The following is a 15,595-nucleotide window of genomic DNA, read 5'->3' as shown; positions in this document are numbered from 1 at the left end:
GCCAGTGGATAAAATATTTAAGGAATTTCTGCAGTGGTGAACAGAGGCAAAGAGGGGGATTGAATGGCACTGGAAGGGATTAAGTCAGCAGCAATCTTGCTCATACTGCTGGCGTTTCTCTGTGCACATGCTTCGGGTGTGGAGAACAAGACGGCTTACACCCGGGATGGGGTGCACTTTGTGAGCAAGGAGCGGATGGAGGAGAACATATTGTATGAGTATGCCCGATCGAGCGATTATCGTGAGGTTCAGGTCCCTCTGGATACAATCGTTGTCGGCGCATCTGTCATTCCTGAGCTGGGGGGAGAGGAAGAGATGCAGGAGGCGAAAGGGGATGAAGGAGAGAAAGGGAAAAAATCTCCAAATGCCGAAGAGAATGCTCCCCGATATCCTTATGCTGCTATTGGCGTTGGAGTGCTGTTGATCTGCGGCCTGGTTGCATCGGTGGCCTGTATCTGGAGCAAAAAAGGTCGGAGGGGTCGCCGAAAGCTCAGGCGAAGGTAGAGATCATGGCCAATTGATTGGAACGGGAGATCAGCTATCAGGCCTTGTCTGGGCACTGGCCCATAGAATCTTTTGATAGCGATCTAGATGAAAAGAGCTATCGGCTATTCCCAGCCCTTAAGAAAGATCGCTTCTATCTGGGATCGAACCAGATACCTTCCTCTCACTCGCATATTCCAGCAGTTGCTCTCGATCGAAGCGGGCACCAGCCGGCAGAATAGCTCACTGGTCTCAGATTCAGTGAAGTAATGGGTGATTATCCCAGAACCCCGCAGGAATGTAGCTTCTTCCACCTCCTGGCCTTCGCCCATACGCATATCGAGCCATCCAAACTCCCGAAAGAACAGCTTTCCACCGGATTTGAGCACCCTCGAAACCTCGCTGGCGAGGGCCCTGCGCCCCGGCAGGAAGAGGTGGCCGGCCACATGGTAGGCGAATACGCCGTCGAAGCTCTCACTTTTGAATGGGAGTCTTTCAGCATTGGCCAGGATCAGATCGGATTGGGGATGGGATCTACTGCACAGGCGCAGGGCAGGAAGAGATATGTCCAGGGCAACGATACTCCAGCTGCGAGGCATAGCGGAGAGGGTCTTGCCGTCTCCGCAGCCCAGCTCCAGGACACGGGTCCCCTCGGGCAGATCGGGCAGGTTGCGGACTCCACCTCCCCAGAGCCGACCCCGGGTAGAGTAGTCACTATCCCAGGACTTCATGGTCATATTCGCCCGGCCGATCGTCCTAAAAACAGATTTAATAGGCGCTATCTGCCTGATTGGCCAGCGCCTATCCTTCTTAATATGTAACCTATCTTATCTTGCTGCTTTGGCCACGCGCTCCACGCTGTCCTTGTGGTTTATGGCGTAGCTCTTAACATCGCGGTTAGCAGCAGCGATGATCTCATCGGCCAGGGCCGCCTCTGCAGTCTTGGTCTTCTTGAATGAGGCAGCGTGAGCGCCCTTGGCGATAAACATCAGTGCGGTGTCCACCCTTCTCTGAGGTGCGGTGTCCACTGCTTTGGGCACAGTTATGCCGCCGTACTTGAGACGCACGACCTCTTCCCGCGGCCCGGCGTTGGCAATGGCCTGGCCCAGAACGGTAAGGGGATTCTCCTTGGTCTTTTTGGCGATGATGTCAAAGGCCCCTTCCACTATGGCATAAGCTTTGAGCTTCTTGCCGGTGTTCTTCTCCTTGCGCATCATCTTATTGACCAGACGCTCGACGATATGCTGCTCAGACTTCTTGAACTGCTGCTTTGCATGCTTTCCGCCGGAGTGCATGACCGCTTTTGGCGCAAGGTTCATGTATCCTCTCACTCCGGGATCCAGGACCTCTGTCTCAATATTCTCCCATTTGCCGAATACCTTCATGTCGATCACCTCACCGGCTTCTCTTTCCTGCCCCGCACAAGCTCTTGCAGGGATACGTTATTGACAGCGATGACCTTGAATCTGACTCCAGGGATATCTCCCATGGATCGGCCCTGACGTCCGCCGATGCGGTCTACTAGGACCTCATCGTGCTCATCTATGAATCCGATGGCTCCATCGCCCGGAGCAAAAGCCGTAACCTGACGGCCGTTTTTAATGAGCTGAATGCGCACTGCCTTTCTTATGGCCGAGTTGGGCTGTTTGGCCTCAATGCCGACCTTCTCCAGGACAATACCCCTTCCCATGGGCGCTCCACCCAGGGGATCAGCCTTCATCTTGCTCCCTGACATCCTGCGGATAAACTTGGGATGGCTCCACCTCATTGTCTTCCTATCACTCTCCAGTTTCCTGGCTGCATAGATTCCATTTCCCATTCATTTCACCTTGAATAAATCGTGATCCATCATTGAATTATAATATCGTCAACGCCATGGTGCCTCTGTGCAAGCATCTTGGCCTTAAGTATGTTGCGACCATCCCTGCCGATGGCAATGCCCTTGTCCTTATTTGCTACCTCTACATAAGCCAATCGCTTGCTATTCTTGTTCACGACCATGACGTTCTTGATGGCCGCGGGCTGGAAGAGGTTTTCCAGGAACTCTTTAACGTCCTCGCTATACTCCACGATTTCTATCTGCTTGCCGACTGATTTCTTGACTCGGTTGATGTTCGAGCCTTTTCGGCCAATAGCGGCGCCCATATCTCCTTTCTTGATGACGAAGATGATCCTCTCGTTCTCCTCGTCTACCACACAGTCCCTTGCCATGCCTCCCGTGAGGCTCTCAAACAGAGCTATATATCTTATTCCTTCTGTGGTGAGCTTGAACTCACTCATGCCTCAACACCCCGGATCTCACGCTGCAGTGCCATTATCTCCGAGTCGCCTGGCTCGATGATGGCCAATGCAGCCACGGAGAAAGGTTTTCCGCAGGCAGATCCGAGGTCCTTGCCCATTCCCTGATAACCGTAGACCGGCAGGTCCATGGTCTCCAGCTGCATCCGCACGTCTGCAGGGCAGTCGAGGGCATAGACTATGAGCTTTGCCTGTCCGCCAAGTCCTGCTTCAATGGTCCTATTCGATCCTAGCATCACATTTCCAGTTCTGATGGAACTTCTTAACGCTCTATCTACATTGATCATCGTTATTACCTCTTGCTTGCTACCAGCTTCACGTCTCCGGTGCCGAGCTGTATCGGCTGGCCCACGATGACGTTTTCCGTAACACCCTTGAGATCGTCTACATCTCCTCTCACAGCAGCATCCAGGATGTGATTGACAGTGACCTCGAAGGCCGCTCTGGCCAGAACGCTGGCCTTCTCACCCGATACGCCATGTCGACCGATCTGCTTGAGCTCTCCGTCTACAGTCATGATGTCCGCCACCAGCATGATATGGCGGACATCCACCGATAGGCCCTGCTCGCGCAGGGTATCTGTGGCCTCGTTGATGATGGCGTTTCTGGCCGCTTCTATACCCAGAACCTCGCCGATCTCGCTTATATTGTTGGTCTTGATTCGGGTGGGGTCCACTCCCTCGAACTGCATAACCTTCTTGAGGGACGAGCCTTCAGTATAAAGGATATACTCGTCTCCCTCCTTCCTGATCACCACCCTCTTGATTCCTTCCACCCCTTTTAGGGAGAGCTTCTTTATCTTCTCCACCAGCTGAAGCAGTTCCCGGTAGGAGGGCTCTTCCGGTGCCATTACCAGGAGGTTCTCCTTCTGGTCCACATCCAGGCCCGTCTCTTCCTTCAGCTTTGCTGCCACCTCCTCTGCAGTGATCTTGCGTTGCTCGAGGGCCCCGGGGTTGAGCTCGATGATCACATTCATCTCCGCGAGATCAGTGGCAATCGATCCCAGATGGAGTATGGAGGAGGACTCTATGGCCCAGGCGACCTCCCTGGCCAGGTCACGATCATGAGCATACTCTGGAGTCAGTTTGATGGTCATTGTGGGGGTGGAGGGGATCTTTCTTGCGTCCACGATCTCGATCAGCCTGGGGAGCCCCAGGGTGACGTTGATCTCGGCCACGCCGGCGTAGTGGAAGGTTCGCATCGTCATCTGGGTGCCAGGCTCGCCTATGGACTGGGCGGCGACCACACCCACCGCCTCGCAGGGCTCAACCCGTGAGTGCTCGTAGTCAGCCTTCACCTGGGATACGATCTCATCGATCTCCTCAGAGCTTATTTCTGCTCCCTTCAACTCGTTTTGAATTGACTCTTTGATGCTTTGGGGAAGCTCTACTCCATCCAGTCTCTCCTGGATCTCCTTTTCTGATAGGCTCATGCCGACTCCTTCTTCAGCACGTTCTTGATGATGCGCTTGACGTTATCCGTGCTGGCATAGTCCCTCCTGGAGGCATCAACCCCATCCTCGCCGTACTTGAACTGGACGATCATCCCTCTCGTCTCCTTGACTGTGCCATCATATTTGACCTCCAGATCCTGCAGGGCGTTGACCAGCCTTCTTTGCAGGTAGCCGCTCTGGGATGTTCTGATGGCCGTATCCACCAGACCCTCGCGACCGCCTATGGCGTGGAAGAAGAACTCGGTGGGATTCAGGCCGTCCTTGTAGCTGGACTCCACGAATCCGTGTGCTTCTGCTCCCAGGTCTCCCCGCCGGAAGTGAGGCAGGGTTCTGCCAGCATAGCCGCGCATGATGCGCTCGCCTCTCACCGACTGCTGGCCGACGCAGGCCGCCATTTGGGTCAGGTTGAGCATGCTGCCCCTGGCTCCGCTCACCGCCATCACCACCCCGGAGTTGTCCAGGCCCAGGTACCTTCCGGCGATCTTGCCGGCGGTGTCTCGAGCTTTGCCCAAGGTCTGCATGATCCTCATCTCCAGGGTCTCATCCAGGGTGCGGCCGGGCAGAGGCTCGAGCTCTCCTGCGTTATAGGCCTCGATGAGCTGCTGGGCCTTCTCCCTGGCAGTACGGGTAGTCTCTTCGATCTGATCTACTGCTTCAGGGGGAATGTCCTCGTCATCTATTCCGAAGCTAAACCCAGCGTGCATTATGCCCCTCAGGGCCAGGCGGGTCATTCTGTCCAGGAACTCGCTCGCCACGGAGGGGCTGTACTCCTTTATTATCCTGTCTGTTATCTTGCCTTTGAAGGCCCCCACCGCCTTGGCGTCTATGGTCCCTATCTTGAGCTGGCCGTCCTGGATGACTACGTAGGCATCGTTCTCGCACTCCTCGTTCTTGCAGACATCGCAGTTGTAGCAGAAATCGGCCTTGAAGTTCAGGTCCAGGCCTCGAGGGAGGATGAGGCTGAATATCTGCTTTCCCGTCCAGTAGGGCTCACCATTAAGTTCTCCCTCGGGTGCGGGAAGCTCGGTTATATCGAACTTCTTCAAGAGTTCCATCGCCCCCCGGCGGTCAATTGGCTTTCGCCCGTGTGTCAGCAAAAACGAGCCGGTCACATAATCGTGGATGCCGCCGATGATGGGGCCACCGAACCTGGGGGATAAGATGTTCTCCTGCACCCTCATCAAGATCTCAGCCTCTGCCCGGGCCTCCTCGGTCTGGGGCACATGCATGTTCATCTCGTCGCCATCGAAGTCGGCGTTATAGGGAGGGCAGACCGCCGGATTGAGCCGGAAGGTCTTGTAGGGCATTACCTTCACCCGGTGGGACATGATGGACATCCGGTGCAGGGATGGCTGGCGGTTGAACAGGACTATATCGCCATCGGCAAGCTGGCGGTCGATCTTCCAGCCGATGTCGATCTGCTCTGCGACCTCCTCACAGTTCTTGTCTGTGACCTTGACCCTCCTCTGGTCGGGACGGGTGACGTAATTGACTCCCGGGTGCCGGTCCGGACCGCGGCGCACAAATGTCTTCACTATCTCCATGTTCCTGGAGTTGGCAATCATGGGCACAGATAGCTCCATGGCTATATCCATGGGCACGCCCACCTCGCCGATGCTGAGGTTGGGATCGGGGGATATGACCGTCCTGGCGCTGAAGTTGACCCTCTTGCCGGATAGAGATCCTCTGAATCGTCCCTCCTTCCCTTTCAATCGCTGGGAGAGGGTCTTCAAGGGCCTGCCGGAGCGGTGGCGGGCAGGAGGAACGCCGGAGACGGTATTGTCCAGGAATGTGGTTACATGGTATTGCAGGAGCTCCCACAGATCCTCTATGATCGGCTGGGGAGCTCCAGCCTCCCGATTCTCCTGGAAGCGTTGGTTTATTCTGATGATATCCACCAGTTTGTGAGTGAGGTCGTCCTCGCTCCTCTGGCCCGACTCCAGGGTGATGGAGGGGCGCATGGTCACCGGTGGCACAGGGAGGACGGTCAGGATCATCCATTCAGGCCTCGCAGTCGCCGGATTCATGCCCATGACCTGGATATCCTCGTCCGGGACCTTCTCAAACCGGTCGCGAATGTCTGAAGCGGTGAGCTTGTGGCCCTCCTCTATATATGATAAAGGCCGCTCGAACTTGATCTCCTGCTGGGGAGCGCCGCAGTAGGGGCAGGTCTTATTCTTTCTGGCCTCGGCGAATACCTTGTTCACCGTATCGTCGGTCATCTGGCCCAGCCGTTCCAGCTCTTGGATCTGCTCCAGGTACATCTTCTTCTCATTGTCCTTGAGCATCAAGCGGGAGCAGTCTCTGCATATGGCCCGCAGGACCTTCCGGATCAGCTTGGCAAAACCAACGTGGATGACCGGGGCGATGAGGTCGATGTGGCCGAAGTGGCCGGGGCACTCTCCAGGCCTCCCGCCGCAGGACCGGCAGCGCAGGCCTGGGTCGATGACGCCAAGCCTCGGGTCCATAAGCCCCATCTCAATGGGAAAGCCGTCATCATCGTAAGTATCAGCGGTGATGATCTTGACCACGCTCATCTTTCTAAACTCTTGGGGCGAGATCAGGCCGAAGCGGATCTTGCCTATTCTCTTGGGTACAGTCATATTTACACCTAAACAGCGTCTTCAAGGATCAGTCGTGGTGCTACTCCCAGCGATTTGATCTCGTCCAATAGGAGCTTGAAGGCATAGCTCATCTCCACCGGATAGATCTCAGTGTCTGCTCCGCAGGTCGGGCAGAAGTCAGCATTTCTTCGCCGGTCGTGAATGGCGATCATGCCGCAATGGCTGCAGACGAGCTCTGTGACCTTGTCCGACTCGTCCACCAGGCGCTCTTTAAGCGCCAGAGCGGCTCCATGGGCGATGAGCACATCCCTCTCCATTTCCCCAAACCTCAAGCCTCCTTCCCTTGCCCGGCCTTCTGTTGGCTGGCGGGTGAGGACCTGCACTGGGCCGCGGGAGCGGGCGTGCATCTTGCCTGTGACCATGTGGTAGAGCTTCTGATAGAGGATCACTCCCACGAAGAGGTCTGCCATGATCTGCTCTCCAGTGGCTCCATTGTACAGTATCTCCCTGCCGGTATGAGAGAACCCGAACTTCGTCAGAGCGGTGCGGAGCTCCGGCTCGTTCTCTCCTAAGAATGCGGTGGCATCGATGAACCTCCCGTCCAATGAGCCGACCTTGCCGCCGATCATCTCCAGGACGTGTCCAACGGTCATCCGGGAGGGGATGGCATGAGGGTTTAGCAAGAGGTCCGGCACTATGCCCGACTCGGTGAAAGGCATATCCTCCTGGGGGACGATCAGGCCTACCACGCCCTTCTGGCCGTGGCGGGAGGCGAACTTGTCGCCCAATTCCGGGATGCGCTGGTCGCGGCTCTTGACCTTGGCCAGGCGGTTGCCGTTGGAGGATTCAGTCAGGATGACCATGTCCACCACACCCTTCTCGTTGGAGCGCATGGTCACCGAGGTCTCCCTTCTCTGCTGGGGGGTCAGTCCGAACTCCGAGGGCTCTTCCAGGAAACGAGGAGGGCTGGTCTTGCCGATCAGGACGTCATTGGGGCCCACATAGGCATTGGGGTTGACCAGGCCGTCTGAGTCGAGCTGGTCATAGGCCTCGCTTCCTCTAGCCCCCCGGACCTCAACATCCGGGATCTCGAACTTGTCCTCCTGGCCGCCGGGGTACTTGCGCTCCTCTGCCTCTGAGACCCGGAAGAAGTGGCTGCGAGCCAGGCCACGTTGGATTGAGCCCCGGTTCATGACCAGGGCATCCTCAATGTTGTATCCCTCATAAGCGAGGACTGCCACCACGAAGTTCTGGCCTGCAGGCCTCTCGTCAAAGCCGATGGCCTTGGAGGTCTTCGTCCGCACTATAGCCTTCTGAGGGCTGTTGAGATAGTGGCCGCGGGTGTCGGGCCGGAGCCTCATGTTGGCGGTGGACATGCCCAGGCACTGCTTGACCATTCCCGCGCCCATGGTGTTTCTGGGGCTGGCGTTATGCTCGGGATAGGGGACCAGGCCGGCAGCGATTCCCAGAATCATGGATGGGTCGAGCTCCAGATGGGTATGCTCGGGAGTGATGTCCTCCTCCCAGATAGCGATGAGGCTGTTCTCCTCCTCCTCTGCATCCAGGTACTCCACCAGGCCCTCAGCCACCAGGTCATCGAATTTCATCTCTCCCTTCTGGATCCTGGTAACATGCTCATCGGTGACCAGGGCCCGGCCATCCTCGACCACGATAAGGGGCCTCCTCGCCCGGCCAGAGTCGGTGTTCATGAAGATCTCACCGGTATCCTCGAAATAGGCTACGTTCGTCTGGCTGCTGATGCTCCCCGAGTGCCGGAGGCGGCGGAGGTTCTCGACCAGAGTCTTGGGATCATCATGATAGCCCACTATCTCACCGTTCACATATACTCTAGCGCCGCCCGTCAATACTTCAGCCAATGCTACCACCTACCGAAATTACCCCTAAATCCATGAGAATCTTCTTGATGTCTTCCGAATCGTCTATCCCTTTGGAGAGCTCGACGCCCTGGGCGAAGTTCTTCACCAGGCCGCAGTTTGGACCCTCTGGCGTCTCAGAGGGACAGATGCGTCCCCACTGGGTGGCATGCAGATCTCTGGCCTCGAAGTGGGGCTGGGACCGGGATAGTGGAGATATCACCCTGCGCAGATGGGAGAGGGTGGCCATATAATCGGTCCTGTCCAGGAGCTGGGAGACTCCGGTTCTCCCTCCTACCCAGTTGCCTGTTGCCAGGGGGTGAATCATCCTCTCAGTGAGGACATCCGCCCGGACGGTGGTCACCACATTCAGGTCTCTGTTTCTCATGCTAGCTCTCTCCAGCTGATACTTTATGTCTCGGGTCAGACGGTTGAAAGCCACCCGGAAGAGGTCTTCCATCAGGTCTCCTGAGAGCTTCAGCCTCTTGTTGGAGTAGTGGTCCTTGTCGTCCTCGTTCCTCCGGGCCAAGGCCAGCTCGAAGCAGGCCTCGGCCATGCGGGAGAGGAAGAGAGCTTTTGCATACCTATCCTTCTCATCGACGCCTATGTGGGGGAGCAAGTAGCGGTCCAGGACATAGGTCGCCCTCTTCTTCTGGTACTCCTTGGCCTGGCCGGCTGCGACGCGAGAGCCTATCTTCTCCAGGGCCTCATCGTTGGTGGAAACCTCTGCTTCCTCCAGGTTCTCCAGCATGAACTTGATGATCTCCGGGTTATCTGATACCGATTTAACGATATCCATATCCGTCTCCATCCCCAGCGAGCGGAGAAGGGTGACGAAGTTCAATCTGCCCGAGACGGAGGGGAATGAGACCTCCAGGATGGATCGGCGTCCCCTCTCCACAATGACCAGCGATCTGTAGCCCTGCCTCTGACTGAAGACCTTGGCCACCTCGATGTTCTCATCGTAGCGCTGGTTGTACTCCACTAGAATCTTGTTTGGCGCCAGATCCTCCAGGGTCATGATCACTCTCTCCGATCCGTTGACCACGAAGTAGCCACCGGGGTCAGAGGGGTCCTCTCCAAAGGATATCATCTCATCTGCGCTGAGGCCGGAGAGGTTGCAGACCTTGGAGTTGAGCATTATGGGCAGGGTCCCTATGTCCGCCTCAACCGGATCTTTCTCCGTCTCCCCCTCAACGATGGTCATCTCCAGCTTTATTGGCGAGGCATAGGTCAGGTTGCGAAGGCGGGCATCATTGGGGTAGAGCCTTTCCACGGAGCCGTCCGCCTCGCGAACCATGGGCTTTTCCACCCGGATGTTCCCCAGCTTGACATAGGTGTTCTCGATGTTGGTTTCGATGATGTTCACCTCGTCGATCACCTTTTGTAGGCCTTTATCTATGAAATCGTTGAATGAGTTGATATGATGATGCACCAGCTTATCCCTGGTAAAATAAGCGCTATAAAGAGAATTTCTGTCGAGCAAAAGATCACCCTTAATCGATTACCAGCCGGTAAAAGGTCGAATGCTTGGCTGTTGTGCTTTTTCGTATTATTTTGATTATGTCGCCCACTTTGGCCCCGATCTCTTTGGCTGCGGGGTCACTTATATGGATTTTTGGTAGCTGTGGCGCGCCGATGCCGAACTCCTTCAGCACATCGAGGCCCTCTTCCGGAGTGAGCAGAATATGTTCCGGAACCATCTCATGATCTTTTACGGCAAACTTGGTCACTAGAACCACCAACTCTTAGAAAGAGCAGCATACAGGCTCAAGGAAACTCCAAACGGGCTCGGGGGGATTTGAACCCTCGACCACCTGGTATCTTCATGCAAAAATTTAAAAGCCAGACGCTCTGCCTAACTGAGCTACGAGCCCTCGCGGCCTGGCATGCCTCAAGCCTCATGTGCTGCACTAACTGAGGAATGAAGAGATCCCCCATAAAAGCTTTTTCCCTTGTGGGACTTAGATAAGCCCCACTAGGCGAGCAATCTCCGATCCCACCTCGGAGGTGGTTGAGCTTCCTCCCAGGTCATATGTCTTTATACGGCCTTCAAATAGGTTCCGCTCTATGGCTGAGACTATATCCTCGGCAGCCGCCGGCTGGCCGAGATGCTCGAGCAGCAGAGCCCCCGCCCAGATAGTGGCCAGGGGGTTGACCATATTCCGGCCCTTGTACTTGGGAGCAGAGCCATGTATGGGCTCGAACATGCTGGTCCCCTCCGGGTTGAGGTTGGCTCCCGGAGCCAGGCCCAGGCCGCCCTGGATCATGGCTCCAAGGTCGGTAATGATATCTCCGAACATGTTGGGGGCGACGACTACATCGAACCACTCCGGGTTCTTGACAAACCACATGGTGATGGCGTCAACGAAGTTGAAGTCGTATTTGACCTCTGGATATCCTTTTGCCACATCTAAAAGGACCTCTCTCCAAAAGCCGTAGATGTCGCTGAGCACATTGGCCTTGTCGACGCTAGAGACCTTCTGGTGGCGCTTTCTTGCCAGGTCGAAGGCGTACTTTATCACTCTCTGGCAGCCCTCCCGGCTGACCTCGCCTATCTGGTAGGCGATCTCCTCGCTGTCCGAGTCGATATCCAGGCCGAACTTGATGTTATAGAGGTTACGACGGATCTGGAAGTCGGCGTGGCTCTTGCCCTTCTGTGCGCGACTGCCAATGCCGATGTAAAAATCCTCAGTGTTCTCGCGAACTACGACGAAATCGATATCCTTCGGCGTTTTATCCTTAAGAGGAGTCCAGACCCCCTCCAGGAGCTTGACCGGCCGGAGGTTGATGTACTGGTCGAGGTAGAAGCGCATGGTGAGAAGGACGCCCTTCTCCAGCACGCCCGGCTTGACCCTCGGGTCGCCTATTGCTCCCAGGTAGATGGCCCGATATCCGGATAGCTCTTTGAGCGTCTCCTCGCTTATCAGCTCGCCCGTCTTCAGATAATGCTCTGCGCCTATGGAGTAATCGATCCACTCCAAAGAGAAGTTGTGCTTGTCTGCGGCTGCTTCCAGGACCTTCTGGCCCTCGGCTATGATCTCTGGGCCGATGCCGTCGCCACTGATAACTGGTACTTTATAGTTCATGTTTTCGCTCCGGATACCTGTCGTCTGGTGTACTCCACCAGCCCTCCCACATCCACGATCTCCCTTAAGAAATCAGGGAGCGGGGTGGTATTGTAGGATTCTTTGCGGGTTATGTTCTTTATCACTCCGCCTTTCATATCGATCTCGATTTGATCGCCATCTTCGATCCTGTCCACATCCGGGCAGATGAAGAGGGGCAGGCCTATGTTTATGGCGTTTCTGAAGAATATTCTGGCAAAGGATTTGGCGACGACAGCCGAGATTCCTGCTCCCTTCAGAGCCAAGGGGGCGTGCTCTCGCGATGAGCCGCAGCCGAAGTTCTCGCCAGCCACTACGTAGTCGCTTTCTTTGACCTCTGATGCCATCTTTGGCCTGACCCCTTCAAAGAGGTGTACCGCCAGCTCCCTGGGGTCGTTCATTACCAGGTAGCGACCGGGGATGATGGCATCGGTATCGATATCGTCCATGAACTTCCAAGCTCTGCCCGCCAAAATATCAAGCTCCCAATAGTGAAATACTCCCAATGAGATTGAGGTATATTAAAGTAATGCACATGAATTTCCAGGAGAGGCTGCTCTTCCCGTCTGCGATACCTGGAAAATGCCCAAGCCTACGTATGGTGCAGGCGGACTATCATACGATCTTATGATCCTTTAGATCCATGGAGCGGTAGTGATATAGCAGAGGAGGAAAAACAAGGCCAATCCCGCCACCCAAAGATAAGGAGACCGAATCTGAGGCTGCCGGATTGAACGGACCCCTGCGGCTCTATGAACTTGGCTGATACTTATTCGGACGGGCAGCGGCCGAGCCCGGACGGGCGGCATGACATGAGGGGCATAATCTTTATCGCGGTGCGAGTACTTGGGATGTGCGGATTGGCAAAAGGCAGCAAGATGCTCTAGTGTCTGGCCGGAACCGGCGGGATTTCTGCCCCTGAGCATCTTCTGCATTGTCTGGAGGGAATCGGCGGCTATGATAAGAGCAGGTTATTCTGGAGGGCGAAGAGCTGTGGTTATTTGCGCAGACCAAGTGGATTGTGTGTGGATTCATGCAGCTTTTCAGGGGGAAGGGGAGAGGATCTTTGGTGACTCAAAGGGATCGGAGCAATGAGGCGGGAATTGAGAAGGTCAGTTCTTTGTATGATAGGGTCACCTTGATAAATTGGGATGGAAATATGAGGGACCAGTATAATTATTTTGAGGTGTTCAGACTTGATTGATCGCAGTAAGGTTCTGGAGGTATTGAGGGGATACGACCTCAAGAATCTTCGAATCGGAATGATAGCATCCCACTCTGCCCTGGATACGGCAGATGGCGCAGTGGAGGAGAATTTCAAGACCCTGGCGGTATGCCAGGAGGGGAGGGAGAAGCCCTATATCAAGTACTTCCGGGCGGAGAGAGACCAGAAGGGGAATGTCATAACCGGCATGATCGATGAGGTGATGATGCTGAAGCGGTTCCCGGATGTCTTGGATCCGGAGAACCAGGATATTCTCAAGGAGAAGAACACCCTGTTCGTCCCCAACCGCTCATTCACCTCCTATTGCGGGATAGACGCGGTGGAGGATCAGTTTACGCTTCCGCTGCTCGGCTCTCGCAACCTGCTTCGCTCCGAGGAGAGAGGAGACAAGAGGGACTACTACTGGTTGCTGGAGAAGGCGGGTCTGCCATATCCTGAGCCGATCGAAGCGGAGGACATCAACCAGTTGGTTATGGTCAAGCTGCCCCACGCGGTTAAAACCCTGGAGAGGGGATTTTTCACTGCTGCCTCCTATGAGGAGTACTGCCAGAAGGCGGATCTCCTCTTGCGCCAGAATGTGATCGACCAGGATGGGATTGAGCTGGCCAGGATTGAGCGCTATGTCATTGGGCCGGTCTTCAATCTGGACTACTTCTACTCCCCCATAACGAAGAGGATTGAACTGATCGGCATAGACTGGAGGTTTGAGACGAGCCTTGACGGCCACTGCCGACTGCCTGCGCCCCAGCAGCTAACCCTTAATGAACAGCAGATCAATCCTGAGTACACCGTCTGTGGACATAACTCCGCCACCCTGCGCGAGTCGCTCTTGGAGAAGGCGTTCGTCCTGGCGGAGATGTATGTGGAAGCGACCCAGGAGTACTACAAGCCCGGGATCATCGGCCCCTTCTGTCTGCAGACCTGTGTGGACAAGGACCTGAACTTCTACATCTACGATGTCGCACCCAGGATCGGCGGTGGGACCAATGTGCATATGGCTGTCGGCCACCCCTATGGCAATGCCCTCTGGCGGACCAATATGTCCACTGGCCGCAGGCTCGCTCGCGAGGTGAGGATCGCTCTGGAGAACGATTGTCTGGAACAGATTGTGACCTGAGGCCACTGGAGAAGATGAACGAAATCGCAAACAAAGGCGAGGGCAGAGGCCCGAGCCCGGTTGTTCCCAAGAAGCTCGGCCGGATAGCCAAGAAGCTCTCCGCAGCTGGGGAGGAGCTGGTGCTCATCGCCCCGGCCATTCTTCACAGCCAGGCATCTGAACAGATGCTGGCCATCGCCAGGATGGGGATGCTCGATAAGATCCTGGGATATCTCGTCACCACCGATAAGAATGTGCATTTCGTCCGGCCGGGGATCGCCTGGGATAGCGTGCGCACGGTGCCCCTGGATGTGATTACCGGCGTGGAGTATGTGGAAGAATTTCATACCAACACCCTGAAGCTCCTGGTGGGGGAGAGGGCGGAGAAGATCATCTTTTATGAGGACCTGGATGGCATCCGGTTTTATCAGTATATCCAGGGAGTTAAGCGAAAGGACCAGTCGGCAGGGGTGTGAGCTGGTCTGGACCTTCTTTTCTGGCCTCTGACTCAGTACGCGATGATTCGGTGATTTTATGCCGCCGTCAAGAAAGAGCATTCGGGCCGGGGCAGAGGAAAAATCGCCTGCTACCGGCGGAGAGGAGGTGGCACTGGTGGCTCACTGCCTTCTGAATCCTTTGACCCGGGTCAAGGGTCTGGATACTCTATCCTTCTCTCCCGCAGGACCAACGATGCAATTGCCCTGTCCGGAGGCGCTCTATCTGGGCACCGAGCGCTGGGCGGTGACCAGAAACCAGCTGGATGTGCCCCAGTTCCGCCAGTTCTGCCGCTCGCTGATCGTTCACTATGCAGATCTACTGGAGATGCTGGCAAAAGAGGGAGTGCGGGTGCGCGTGGTGGGGGTGGCCGGTAGTCCGAGCTGCGGCGTGCAGACGACGAGCTTTGGCTATGCGGGCGGGCGGGTGCATGAGGCGGAGCACGAGCATGTGCCCGGGAGGGGGATATTCATGGAGGAGCTGATTGGGGAGCTGGAGAGGCGCGGAATTCCCTATGAGGCGGAAGAGGTCGGGAAGAAGTGCATGAATGAGGCCGAGTTCGGGAGCATGCCGGGAATCGAGCCCTTCATGAGAGAGGAACGGGACCGGTTTGAATGAATGGTAAAATGGATGGGTGCAGATAATCTTCTTTTGGTGACGCCAAAAGCGGTATTGATCTAGATTGCTCGCTTGTGATGCTCATCTCCCTCGACCCTCCGGCAGCGCTGCGTCCAGCACATGGCCTACCTGCTGATCCGGGCTAGGCCGTTGCCGGATGATTTGAGCAATCAGTTCTGTTTGATCTATTCTTACGAACCGATTTTTCAGTGGACGCCGCGCGCGATTAAACGCGCGGTAGTGCTCTGGCCCCCTCAACGCCGGGGAGTCTTGGATACAGCGATTGATATGGCTAAGTCGGAATAACTGCGACCGGAATCCCGTTGATGTGTGTCCATGTGGGCAGGCACATGCGCGGGGGCGAGGCAAATCCGGCCACCTT

The 15,595-nt window shown here is 55.9% G+C and carries 16 protein-coding genes and 1 tRNA gene; 4 read left to right on the top strand and 13 right to left on the bottom strand.

Translation table 11 applies throughout. The features are described 5' to 3' along the window. Window positions 1-63 precede the first annotated feature (63 nt). Window positions 64-504: a hypothetical protein gene (locus MCON_RS05505; RefSeq protein ID WP_048131955.1), complete on the top strand. Its 441-nt coding sequence runs from the start codon at window positions 64-66 to the stop codon at window positions 502-504. Window positions 505-608: 104 nt separating this feature from the next. Here MCON_RS05505 and MCON_RS05500 read toward each other — a convergent pair whose 3' ends face one another. The 13 genes from MCON_RS05500 to MCON_RS05440 form a co-directional block, all read right to left on the bottom strand. Continuing rightward, window positions 609-1,214 (bottom strand): class I SAM-dependent methyltransferase, encoded by a 606-nt coding sequence (locus MCON_RS05500; RefSeq protein WP_013719030.1) that lies wholly within the window; start codon window positions 1,212-1,214, stop codon window positions 609-611. 96 nt (window positions 1,215-1,310) lie between these two features. Then, window positions 1,311-1,868 (bottom strand): 30S ribosomal protein S7, encoded by a 558-nt coding sequence (locus MCON_RS05495; RefSeq protein ID WP_013719029.1) that lies wholly within the window; start codon window positions 1,866-1,868, stop codon window positions 1,311-1,313. Window positions 1,869-1,873: 5 nt separating this feature from the next. Beyond that, entirely contained in the window at window positions 1,874-2,302 is a 429-nt protein-coding gene (locus tag MCON_RS05490) for a 30S ribosomal protein S12 (RefSeq protein WP_013719028.1), read from the bottom strand. A gap of 29 nt (window positions 2,303-2,331) precedes the next feature. Continuing rightward, window positions 2,332-2,763 carry a NusA-like transcription termination signal-binding factor gene (locus MCON_RS05485; protein WP_013719027.1) on the bottom strand — a complete coding sequence of 144 codons (432 nt, stop codon included), beginning with the start codon at window positions 2,761-2,763 and terminating at the stop codon, window positions 2,332-2,334. Next, window positions 2,760-3,068: a 50S ribosomal protein L30e gene (locus MCON_RS05480; protein ID WP_013719026.1), complete on the bottom strand. Its 309-nt coding sequence runs from the start codon at window positions 3,066-3,068 to the stop codon at window positions 2,760-2,762. The genes MCON_RS05485 and MCON_RS05480 overlap by 4 nt, the downstream gene beginning before the upstream one ends. A 5-nt stretch (window positions 3,069-3,073) precedes the next feature. Then, window positions 3,074-4,213, bottom strand: a complete 1,140-nt coding sequence (gene rpoA2, locus MCON_RS05475) for a DNA-directed RNA polymerase subunit A'' (protein WP_013719025.1) — start codon at window positions 4,211-4,213, stop codon at window positions 3,074-3,076. Further along, window positions 4,210-6,837 (bottom strand): DNA-directed RNA polymerase subunit A', encoded by a 2,628-nt coding sequence (locus tag MCON_RS05470; protein ID WP_013719024.1) that lies wholly within the window; start codon window positions 6,835-6,837, stop codon window positions 4,210-4,212. The genes rpoA2 and MCON_RS05470 overlap by 4 nt, the downstream gene beginning before the upstream one ends. Before the next feature lie 8 nt (window positions 6,838-6,845). Continuing rightward, a complete protein-coding gene (gene rpoB / locus MCON_RS05465; protein ID WP_232844348.1) occupies window positions 6,846-8,675 on the bottom strand; it encodes a DNA-directed RNA polymerase subunit B in 1,830 nt (609 codons plus the stop codon). Further along, a complete protein-coding gene (locus MCON_RS05460) occupies window positions 8,668-10,158 on the bottom strand; it encodes a DNA-directed RNA polymerase subunit B'' (RefSeq protein ID WP_013719022.1) in 1,491 nt (496 codons plus the stop codon). Before MCON_RS05460 ends, rpoB begins: the two co-directional genes overlap by 8 nt. Window positions 10,159-10,168: 10 nt before the next feature. Next, a complete protein-coding gene (locus tag MCON_RS05455) occupies window positions 10,169-10,405 on the bottom strand; it encodes a DNA-directed RNA polymerase subunit H (RefSeq protein ID WP_013719021.1) in 237 nt (78 codons plus the stop codon). Window positions 10,406-10,458: 53 nt separating this feature from the next. Continuing rightward, a tRNA-Lys gene (locus tag MCON_RS05450) sits at window positions 10,459-10,549 on the bottom strand. An 87-nt stretch (window positions 10,550-10,636) separates the two neighbouring features. Next, window positions 10,637-11,761, bottom strand: a complete 1,125-nt coding sequence (locus tag MCON_RS05445; protein ID WP_013719020.1) for a 3-isopropylmalate dehydrogenase — start codon at window positions 11,759-11,761, stop codon at window positions 10,637-10,639. Continuing rightward, entirely contained in the window at window positions 11,758-12,252 is a 495-nt protein-coding gene (locus tag MCON_RS05440; RefSeq protein ID WP_013719019.1) for a 3-isopropylmalate dehydratase small subunit, read from the bottom strand. Before MCON_RS05440 ends, MCON_RS05445 begins: the two co-directional genes overlap by 4 nt. A gap of 723 nt (window positions 12,253-12,975) precedes the next feature. Here MCON_RS05440 and MCON_RS05435 point away from each other — a divergent pair. Genes MCON_RS05435 through MCON_RS05425 form a run of 3 tightly spaced genes read left to right on the top strand, consistent with a single transcriptional unit; the run spans window position 12,976 to window position 15,213 of the window. Further along, window positions 12,976-14,121 (top strand): formate--phosphoribosylaminoimidazolecarboxamide ligase family protein, encoded by a 1,146-nt coding sequence (locus MCON_RS05435; RefSeq protein ID WP_013719018.1) that lies wholly within the window; start codon window positions 12,976-12,978, stop codon window positions 14,119-14,121. A gap of 14 nt (window positions 14,122-14,135) precedes the next feature. Beyond that, complete coding sequence (locus tag MCON_RS05430; RefSeq protein WP_013719017.1) at window positions 14,136-14,576, top strand: hypothetical protein; 441 nt, start codon at window positions 14,136-14,138, stop codon at window positions 14,574-14,576. Between the two features lie 58 nt (window positions 14,577-14,634). Next, window positions 14,635-15,213, top strand: a complete 579-nt coding sequence (locus MCON_RS05425) for a DUF523 domain-containing protein (protein WP_013719016.1) — start codon at window positions 14,635-14,637, stop codon at window positions 15,211-15,213. Window positions 15,214-15,595 lie beyond the last annotated feature (382 nt).

It is taken from the genome of Methanothrix soehngenii GP6 (assembly GCF_000204415.1).
Lineage (GTDB): Archaea > Halobacteriota > Methanosarcinia > Methanotrichales > Methanotrichaceae > Methanothrix > Methanothrix soehngenii.
This window is presented reverse-complemented; position numbering and strand designations above follow the sequence as displayed.

Excerpts from the sequence above, each read along its gene's own strand:
- MCON_RS05505 (WP_048131955.1), top strand. The coding sequence starts at position 64 with ATGGCACTGGAAGGGATTAAGTCAGCAGCAATCTTGCTCATACTGCTG.
- MCON_RS05500 (WP_013719030.1), bottom strand. The coding sequence starts at position 1,214 with ATGAAGTCCTGGGATAGTGACTACTCTACCCGGGGTCGGCTCTGGGGA.
- MCON_RS05495 (WP_013719029.1), bottom strand. The coding sequence starts at position 1,868 with ATGAAGGTATTCGGCAAATGGGAGAATATTGAGACAGAGGTCCTGGAT.
- MCON_RS05490 (WP_013719028.1), bottom strand. The coding sequence starts at position 2,302 with ATGGGAAATGGAATCTATGCAGCCAGGAAACTGGAGAGTGATAGGAAG.
- MCON_RS05485 (WP_013719027.1), bottom strand. The coding sequence starts at position 2,763 with ATGAGTGAGTTCAAGCTCACCACAGAAGGAATAAGATATATAGCTCTG.
- MCON_RS05480 (WP_013719026.1), bottom strand. The coding sequence starts at position 3,068 with ATGATCAATGTAGATAGAGCGTTAAGAAGTTCCATCAGAACTGGAAAT.
- rpoA2 (WP_013719025.1), bottom strand. The coding sequence starts at position 4,213 with ATGAGCCTATCAGAAAAGGAGATCCAGGAGAGACTGGATGGAGTAGAG.
- MCON_RS05470 (WP_013719024.1), bottom strand. The coding sequence starts at position 6,837 with ATGACTGTACCCAAGAGAATAGGCAAGATCCGCTTCGGCCTGATCTCG.
- MCON_RS05445 (WP_013719020.1), bottom strand. The coding sequence starts at position 11,761 with ATGAACTATAAAGTACCAGTTATCAGTGGCGACGGCATCGGCCCAGAG.
- MCON_RS05430 (WP_013719017.1), top strand. The coding sequence starts at position 14,136 with ATGAACGAAATCGCAAACAAAGGCGAGGGCAGAGGCCCGAGCCCGGTT.
- MCON_RS05425 (WP_013719016.1), top strand. The coding sequence starts at position 14,635 with ATGCCGCCGTCAAGAAAGAGCATTCGGGCCGGGGCAGAGGAAAAATCG.